Origin of the sequence: Microcoleus sp. BM001215392, from assembly GCF_036700185.1 — a bacterium.
GTDB lineage: Bacteria > Cyanobacteriota > Cyanobacteriia > Cyanobacteriales > Microcoleaceae > Microcoleus.
Window position 1 is genome coordinate 1 of record NZ_JAUBOJ010000343.1, and the last position, 8463, is coordinate 8463.

The window sequence follows — 8463 nt, forward strand, 5'->3', positions numbered from 1 at the left end:
CCAGAAGCCCTCGATCGCGCGATCCAAGAACTCACCTCCCCAGAAACCATCCCCTACCAAGACGATCGCCAAATCGTCGAACTGCTGGCGAGTCAACCGAGCCCAGAAGTCATCCTCGCCATCCGCCCCACGCCTGGATTACAAACCCGCATGAGCGAATTGCTCGATCGCAGTAAATCCGGCACTCTCTCGCGATCGGAAGAAGTCGAACTCGATCGATATTTGCTCTTAGAACATTGGGTGCGCTTAGCCAAAGCTCACGCCTACAAACGCTTACAGACAGCAGCATGAGTTATGTATCAGCCAGTCTCCGCCGCGTCGTGACTCAACGTGCTGGAGAGCAATGCGAGTATTGCCGATTTCCCCAAACGGCTGCACTTTTTGCCTTTGAAATGGAACACATTATTGCTGAAAAACATGATGGCGTTACCGAAGCTGAAAACCTAGCATTATCCTGTCCTTGTTGCAATCGTTTCAAAGGAACTGACCTCGGTTCGATCGACCGTGAAACACAACAGCTAACCCCCTTTTTTAATCCTCGTCTTCAGAAATGGTCAGACCACTTCCGCCTAGATGGAGGAACGATTATCCCACTGACTCCGGAAGGGCGCGTAACCGCTAAAATTCTACAATTTAATCTGCCAGAACGTATCCTCGAACGCGACCAACTTATTGCGATCGGAGAATATCCACCGCCGTATCCACAAACAACATGATGGCTCTTTTCCCTGACAGTAGCCGATCGATCTAGAAAACATTGCTATTATCGATCGCCATAACTCGATCGATACAATATACCTGAAAAATGAACTTAAATATCCAGCGATACATCGTTTATTTCCATAAACCCTGCCTTGAGTATGCTTAAATAAGCTTAGACACTTACTAACCATATTTAAACCAGTGAACTTTCAATCAGTCATTGCCACCTTAAACAAATTCTGGAGCGATCGCGGATGCCTGATCGCCCAATCCTACGATACAGAAAAAGGTGCAGGAACCATGAATCCCCACACTTTTCTCAGAGCAATTGGGCCAGAACCTTGGTCAGTCGCCTACGTCGAACCCTGTCGCCGCCCCACTGACGGACGCTACGGCGAAAATCCGAATCGCTTCCAACATTACTATCAATATCAAGTTCTGATTAAACCTTCTCCTCCCAACATTCAAGAAATCTATTTAGACTCGCTGAGAGCATTAGGAATTAAACCCGAAGACCACGACATTCGTTTCGTAGAAGACAACTGGGAATCTCCGACTTTAGGAGCTTGGGGTGTCGGTTGGGAAGTTTGGCTCGATGGGATGGAAATTACTCAATTTACCTATTTTCAACAGTGCGGCAGCATTGATTGTCGCCCCGTTTCGATTGAGATTACCTACGGACTGGAGCGCCTCGCAATGTATCTGCAAGAAGTTGATGCGATGACAAAAATTCAGTGGAAAGATGGCGTCACTTACGGTGACGTTCACCTGCAAGGGGAAATAGAACAGTGTACTTATAACTTTGAAGCTTCTAATCCTGAATTGCTGTTTACTTTGTTTGGATTGTACGAGCAAGAGGCGGAACAATTGACTAAGAAAGGATTGGTTTTGCCGAGTCTTGATTATGTGTTAAAATGTTCGCATACTTTCAATTTGCTCGATGCTAGAGGTGTGATTTCGGTAACTGAAAGAACTCGCTATATTACCAAGATTCGGAATTTGGCGCGGCGGGTGGCTCAGCTTTATTTGGAACAGCGCGAACATTTGGGTTTTCCCTTGGAAAAAGCTGTGAAGGTTTGAGAAATAAGTAATGTGAAATTCGGGTGCATCTGGGTTTTGAAGAGGGCGAAGCATTACCGCATATAAGTTATTAGTTATAATCTCATGCTGACTGCGGTAATGCTTCGCCCCTACACACATATTTGCCAAAGTGAGATGGACTCGTAAAATTCTCTTTTGTTAGAGATCCGACTTCTTGAAAAAGTCTGGTGTCTGGATATTATGTCTTTGGGGTTTTGTGACTTATTTGCTAATATCATATTTTAAATTAATTCAATGCCTAATTATTCGGAAAATCATCCAGATACAACTGCTCAATTGCGAGTTGATGGTGTAAGCGTGAAAACACCGATCGCCTCTAGCTACTTATTGGACAATATCTCGTTTCAGGTAGACAAGGGATCTCGCGTCGCAATTGTCGGCCCTTCGGGGGCGGGGAAAACTACTTTGTTGCGGTTGTTAAACCGACTCAGCAGCCCCACGACTGGCGCGATTTATCTGGAAAATACAGATTACCGGCAAATTGGGGCGATCGAACTTCGGCGACAAATCACCCTGATTCTACAGGAATCGAAGCTGTTGGGGATGTCGGTGCGGGAAGCTTTGGCTTATCCTTTGAAGCTGCGGGGCGTGAGTGCATCAAACATTGCTGAGAGAATTAGCGGGGCGATCGCACAACTGCGCATACCCCAAGAATTACTCGATCGCACGGAATTGCAGCTTTCTACGGGCCAAAAGCAGTTAGTGGCGATCGCCCGCGGCATAATTCTGCAACCAAAAATCTTGCTTTTAGACGAACCAACATCCGCCCTAGATGTAGGAAAAGCCGCCCACCTTTTGGAAGTATTGACACAGCTAACTAACGGCAAAACCACAATTTTAATGGTCAATCACCAATTAGAATTATCCGAGCAATTTAGCACCAGACTTCTGCATTTACAGCGCGGAAAACTCATCGAAGACTCGCCATCTAATCAAATAGATTGGGTGCAACTGCGGCAAAATTTAATCCAAGCAGAAGCAGCAGCCCAACAAGAATGGTAAACATTAGTAAGGTGCGCAATGCGCACCCTACAAACTCAATGAGCGCCGCCACCACCAGCACCCGGTTTCACCTTTTTAAAACCCAAAATAGCAATGCCGCTTAACAACAAAGCAATCCCTACAAAGTAAAAACAATCATTAAAAGCCATCACATAAGCTTCCCGACGAACCAAACCATCAATCGCCTTAATTGCCTGTTCTTTCGCCACACTCAAATCAGCACCGCGACTCACAAAATACTGAGTCATTTGATTAAGTCTTTCCTGCGTTGCTGGATTGTACAAAGAAACTGATTCACCCAAGCGATTTGAGTGAAATTGCTCGCGCTGCGTCACCAAAGTTGCTAGCGCCGCAATCCCCATCGAACCTCCCATATTTCGCATCATATTAAACAAACCCGAAGCCGAACCAGCCTCGTGTTTCTCCATACCCGCAGTGGCAATAGTTGACAGCGGCACCATAATTAATGGTTGTCCTAATGCTCGCACTAATTGCGACCAACGCAACTGATCGATACCTGTTTCGTGAGTCATGCTAGCATTCATAAAACAACTGATCGCAAACAAACTCACACCAATACCGATCATCAGCCGCATATCGATGCGCTGCATCAATTTCGGCACCACCGGCACGATGAATAACTGCGGTACGCCAGCCCACATAATTACCTCGCCAATTTGCATGGCATTGTACTGCTGGATCTGACCTAGATACAGTGGTAGAATGAACACCGAACCGTACAATCCTACACCTAACGAAACATTGACAATAGTTGCTAAACCGAAGTTCCGGCGAGTCAGCAAGCGCAAGTTAATAAACGGTTTTTTTCGAGTTAGTTCAATCCAGAAAAAAGCGCCGAGAAATATAGCAGCAACTATGCTTAAACGCACAATAAAATCCGAACTAAACCAGTCTTTGCGGCTGCCTTCTTCTAACACGACTTGCAGGGAACCCAAGCCGATCGCCATTGAGGCAATTCCCCACCAGTCGCCTCCTTTGAGCAATGATAATTGCATCGGTTTAGGGTCAACTGCGTACCACACAGCAGCTAGCAGCAGCAGCCCCGGAACCAAGTTTAAATAAAACACATATTGCCAGCCGTAATTCTCCGTCAGCCATCCTCCCAATGTCGGGCCGATTGAAGGTGCAAAAGTTGCTGTCAGGGCAAACATTGCCATGCCTATTGGCTGTTTTTTGGGCGGCAGATTGGTCAGCAAAAATCCAAAAGCCATCGGAATTAAAATACCGCCTGTAAACCCTTGCAAAGCCCGAAATACAATCATTGAATTCAAGTTCCACGCCCAAGCGCAGCACATGGAAAAAAACGTGAACAGGCTAGCATTTACCAAGATGTATCGGCGCACCGAAAATACTTGCGACAGCCAACCTGTCATCGGAATGACGACTATTTCTGCGACTAGATAGGCGGTGGAAATCCAAGAACCTTCTTCTAAAGTTGCGCCTAAAGCTGCTTGGATATCTTTGAGAGAAGCGTTGGTGATTTGGATGTCCAAAACTGCCATGAAAGCGCCGAGAATTGTTCCCATGACGCCGATCCAGGTTTTTAAGGGAACGCGATCGTCGCTCTGCTGCTGGGGAATTGCACTGGTATTTGCCATTGGTTTAACCTGTGTTGACTTTTTGAACCGCAGATAAACGCAGATGGAGCGAGTCTGATATTTGTAGTTGCGCTTTTCTGTGCGATCGGAGCTAGGAAATTAAACCCATTTTTTGATAAAGCGGCCGGACTAAGTTTTTTAAAGCCGGAAGCTGTCTCGTAAAAAATATTGAACCTAAAATACAAATTATACCACCAAGTATGACTGTATTAGGAGAGCCGATATAATTTGCCAATCCACCTGCTACTAAATTACCAAACGGTGTGACTCCAAAAAATGCCATCGTGTAGATGCTCATCACTCTGCCGCGTTTGTCGTCTTCAACTATTGTTTGCAAAAATGTGTTTCCGCCGGCAAATTGGATGATGAAACCAAATCCTACAAACAACATCATGATTAATGACAGCCACAAGATGCGGGACAAACCAAAACCAATCAGTCCAACTCCCATGATTGCTGGCGAAATTGCAATCAGTTTGCCGAGGCCGACTACACTTTTGCGTCCGATTAAATAAATCGCGCCTGCAAATGCTCCAACTCCGGAAGCGGCCATCAAAAATCCGAGGGTTTGCGGGCCGCCGTTCAGAATTTTTGTGGCAAAAATTGGCACTAATACTGTGTGCGACATTCCGGCGAAGCTGACTAATGCTAATAGCAGTAAGATGGCTCTAATCGGGGGAAATCCGAAGGCATAATCGAATCCTTCTTTTAATCTTTGTAAGGGTTTGGTATTGGTTACTGCTATTTTACGGGGTTTGAGCTGCATTGCTAATAAGCCTGCAATGACGGCGATGTAGCTGATTCCGTCTATTAGAAAACAATAACTCGGGCCGACTGTACCTATTACCAATCCGGCAATTGCTGGGCCGATGAGTCGGGCTCCGTTGAACATGGAAGCGTTGAGGGCGATCGCATTTGCTAAGTCTTCTTTCTTTTCTACGAGTTCGGGGACAAATGCTTGTCGTGCGGGCGCGTCAAAGGCGTTAATTGCCCCTTGAAACAAACTCAGTACCAAAAGCTGCCAAATGTTGACGACTCCTGTTAGCGCTAAAAATGCTAGGGCTAAGGATTGAACCATCGCTAAGATTTGAGTGGCAATTATCACTCGGTGCCGGTTCGTGCGATCGATTAAAACTCCGGCAAAAGGCAGTAAGATTAATGTGGGAATTTGACTGGTAAATCCGACTACGCCCAACATCCAAGGTGAATCGCTTAAATTGTAGACCAGCCACACTGTAGCAACTTGGGTCATCCAACTGCCAATTAGCGAGATACCTTGTCCTGCAAAAAACAGGCGGTAATTTTGCGATCGCAGGGCTGGCGGAAGTTTGATTTTTTTGATTTTTGCTTGTAGATTCATGTATCGGTTTCGTCAACATTTTGTATAATAGCGCCCCGGGGCATACGTCTAATTAGTTAGGGGCAACCATCGGGGAATTACCATAGACTTATTTTACGAATCAAATACAATTGCGGTATGAGCCTCTGGTTCGATTTTTTGAGTATTCAGGGTTTATGCACTCCTTGCAAAGAAACCGGGTTTTTTGCGTATCTGCGGGCTGCAATCGAGTATTTTTGAGAAAAAACCCGGTTTCTGGCCACCGGTTCGTAAATCCTCTGTTGTTAATTTCTTCCCTATAGCAAAAAGATCGCCACAGTTGAATTTTTCTGTCGCGATCGCCACTCTTGCTAAATTTTGCTTCCCCCAACCTCAATCAATGCTCAACAACCAAGTCCCTAAATAACGCATTAATGGAACGTCCCCAGGAGTGCGGATGCGGACGTTGAAATGGTACATTCCGCCCGGACTTGGGTTTCTGACGTTGGAGAGCACTACCTCAACGTTGTTTCCGGCAGGAATTGGCTCTGCGGGATAAATTTCTATGAATCGATTTTCTTTGTCCCAGATTACTTCTTGCAATGCTATTGTTTTGTCTTTGACGCGTACTTTAATCTCTTTTTGGTCGAATTCGCCTTTGTAATAGTCTGGATAAGTAATGTTGAGTTGGGCGATCGCCAAACTTACTTTTTTGGAAGGAATTCGCAGTCGGTATCTATCGCCAGCCATCCCGGCTTTGCCGTAATCCAAGCGGTAGTTTAATTGATTCGCGCGATCGGGGCCTCCGAAAATCGTGAATCCGGGCATGGACTGGGCTAAACTAATGGCGGGCAAGCTTGTTAGCAAGCAACCTGTAACTGCTAATGCTGAAAATAATCGTTTCATAATCGCTCCTCTCACCAAATTTACAATGGAACCTTAAATATTTACTGCGGGCAATTTGCGATGAATGCCTTTAATATATCGAATGTCTCAACAATTTGATGAGTGCGATCGCCCGCCCTCGGTCAATTATTTTTGGCGTAATACTGACAACTGACATTCAAACTACAGAATTCGGCAGCGTTTTATTGTACCATGGGATGCTGCAAATTTAAGACTTTAGCAAAATTGAATCTATAAGACAAGTTAAAGAAGCGAGTGTAATTTTGGCGATCGGCTTTAATATCAACGTGAGAAGCCAGCAGAATCGATTTCAACCGCCACCGGGCCAGCGATTGAAATCGCACGCCAAACAAACGATGTCCGCCGGACGCGGACTGTCCAATCCAGCCAGCGATTGAAATCGCGCCTACACAAACGATGTCCGCCTCCGCGGACTGGGAAATTTGAATTTCAACCTGCGTCCGGCAGGTTTTGTATGTGTAGACGCGGTTTCAACCGCCCTGTCTATGTTTAGAGTAAAGGAGAGTCCATGAAATTAGCGATCGCCAAAGAAGTCGAAGCAGGGGAACGCCGGGTAGCCTTAGTACCCGACGCTGTAGCCCGATTAGTCAAACAAGGCGTGGAAGTTTGGGTTGAGGCCGGTGCGGGTGCAAAATCCTTTTTCTCGGATCTTGCTTACGAAGAAGCCGGAGCTCGTGTTGTCGCCGATACCGCTACGCTGTGGGGCGAAGCCGATGTCGTCGTCAAAATCGGGGAGCTCAAAGAATCAGAAGTTCACCAACTTCGCGAAGGAGGAGTTTTCATCGGATTTTTGAATCCTTTGGGAAATCCGGCGTTAGTACAGCGGTTGGCCGATCGCCATGTTACCGCATTCAGCATGGAAATGATCCCGCGCACCAGCCGCGCCCAAAGCATGGACGCGCTGTCATCTCAAGCCAACGTTGCGGGTTACAAAGCCGTACTGATCGCAGCCTGTGCATTACCGAAATATTTCCCGATGTTGACAACGGCGGCGGGTACAATTCGCCCCGCGAAAATATTGGTGATGGGCGTGGGCGTTGCGGGCTTACAGGCGATCGCGACAGCGCGTCGTTTGGGCGCAGTAGTCGAAGCATTTGACATCCGCCCGGAAACCAAAGAACAAGTGCAAAGCTTGGGCGCTAAATTCGTCGATGTCGAACTCAAAGAAGAAACAGTCGCCGCCGGTGGTTACGCAAAAGAATTATCAGAAGCCGCCAAAGAATACACCCGCCAAGTGCTCACCCAACACGTCAGCGCTTCCGATGCAGTGATTACAACTGCTCAAGTTCCCGGCAGAAAAGCACCTATTTTAGTTACTAGAGAAATGGTTTCTCAAATGAAACCCGGATCGGTAATTGTTGACCTCGCGGCCGAACAAGGCGGCAATTGCGAGTGTTCTGAAGCGGGTAAAGATGTTGAATGGAACGGCGTTAATGTCATCGGCCCGATTAATTTACCATCCTCGATGCCAGTACACGCCAGCGAAACTTACTCGAAGAATGTCTCGGCTTTGCTTCAGTTAATGCTGAAAGATAAGGAACTAAATTTGAATTTTGAAGATGATATCATTGCTGGTTCTTGTGTCGCCCGCGATGGCGAGATTAGCAATCAGCGAGTTCGGGATGCTTTGGCGGCTGAGGCTTCAGCAGTCAGTTAGATTCTGTCGTTATGAGGCAAAGTCCGATAGTCGATCGTGCGGCAAGTTCGGCAAGTCCGATCGTCCGGCAAGTCCGATCGTCCGGCAAGTCCGATAGTTCGGCAAGTCCGATAGTTCGGCAAGTCCGATAGTTCGGC

General features: G+C 46.7%; 8 protein-coding genes. 5 read left to right on the forward strand and 3 right to left on the reverse strand.

Features of this window, described 5'->3' with window-relative positions; all coding sequences use genetic code 11:
• The 4 genes from QT974_RS27005 to QT974_RS27020 all read left to right on the forward strand — a co-directional run.
• Window positions 1-291 (forward strand): hypothetical protein (locus QT974_RS27005; RefSeq protein WP_333471487.1); only part of this gene is annotated, 291 nt, incomplete at its 5' end.
• Complete coding sequence (locus QT974_RS27010; protein WP_333471488.1) at window positions 288-716, forward strand: HNH endonuclease; 429 nt, start codon at window positions 288-290, stop codon at window positions 714-716. The genes QT974_RS27005 and QT974_RS27010, both read left to right, overlap by 4 nt.
• Before the next feature lie 187 nt (window positions 717-903).
• On the forward strand, window positions 904-1782 hold the full coding sequence (gene glyQ, locus QT974_RS27015) for a glycine--tRNA ligase subunit alpha (RefSeq protein ID WP_333471489.1): 879 nt from the start codon (window positions 904-906) through the stop codon (window positions 1780-1782).
• Between the two features lie 255 nt (window positions 1783-2037).
• Complete coding sequence (locus tag QT974_RS27020) at window positions 2038-2805, forward strand: ABC transporter ATP-binding protein (protein WP_333471490.1); 768 nt, start codon at window positions 2038-2040, stop codon at window positions 2803-2805.
• A 35-nt stretch (window positions 2806-2840) separates the two neighbouring features.
• Here the strand turns inward: QT974_RS27020 and QT974_RS27025 are convergent, their stop codons facing one another.
• From QT974_RS27025 to QT974_RS27035, 3 genes are all read right to left on the reverse strand, one after another.
• Complete coding sequence (locus QT974_RS27025) at window positions 2841-4424, reverse strand: MDR family MFS transporter (RefSeq protein ID WP_333471491.1); 1584 nt, start codon at window positions 4422-4424, stop codon at window positions 2841-2843.
• Window positions 4425-4515: 91 nt separating this feature from the next.
• Window positions 4516-5784 (reverse strand): MFS transporter, encoded by a 1269-nt coding sequence (locus QT974_RS27030; RefSeq protein ID WP_333471492.1) that lies wholly within the window; start codon window positions 5782-5784, stop codon window positions 4516-4518.
• 351 nt (window positions 5785-6135) lie between these two features.
• Entirely contained in the window at window positions 6136-6648 is a 513-nt protein-coding gene (locus QT974_RS27035) for a DUF2808 domain-containing protein (RefSeq protein ID WP_333471493.1), read from the reverse strand.
• Window positions 6649-7177: 529 nt separating this feature from the next.
• Between QT974_RS27035 and QT974_RS27040 the strand changes: the two genes are divergently transcribed.
• Window positions 7178-8326 (forward strand): Re/Si-specific NAD(P)(+) transhydrogenase subunit alpha, encoded by a 1149-nt coding sequence (locus QT974_RS27040; RefSeq protein WP_333471494.1) that lies wholly within the window; start codon window positions 7178-7180, stop codon window positions 8324-8326.
• Window positions 8327-8463 lie beyond the last annotated feature (137 nt).

Coding starts and splice junctions, on each gene's coding strand:
- QT974_RS27020 (WP_333471490.1), top strand. CDS start 2,038: ATGCCTAATTATTCGGAAAATCATCCAGATACAACTGCTCAATTGCGA.
- QT974_RS27040 (WP_333471494.1), top strand. CDS start 7,178: ATGAAATTAGCGATCGCCAAAGAAGTCGAAGCAGGGGAACGCCGGGTA.
- QT974_RS27025 (WP_333471491.1), bottom strand. CDS start 4,424: ATGGCAAATACCAGTGCAATTCCCCAGCAGCAGAGCGACGATCGCGTT.
- QT974_RS27030 (WP_333471492.1), bottom strand. CDS start 5,784: ATGAATCTACAAGCAAAAATCAAAAAAATCAAACTTCCGCCAGCCCTG.
- QT974_RS27010 (WP_333471488.1), top strand. CDS start 288: ATGAGTTATGTATCAGCCAGTCTCCGCCGCGTCGTGACTCAACGTGCT.
- QT974_RS27035 (WP_333471493.1), bottom strand. CDS start 6,648: ATGAAACGATTATTTTCAGCATTAGCAGTTACAGGTTGCTTGCTAACA.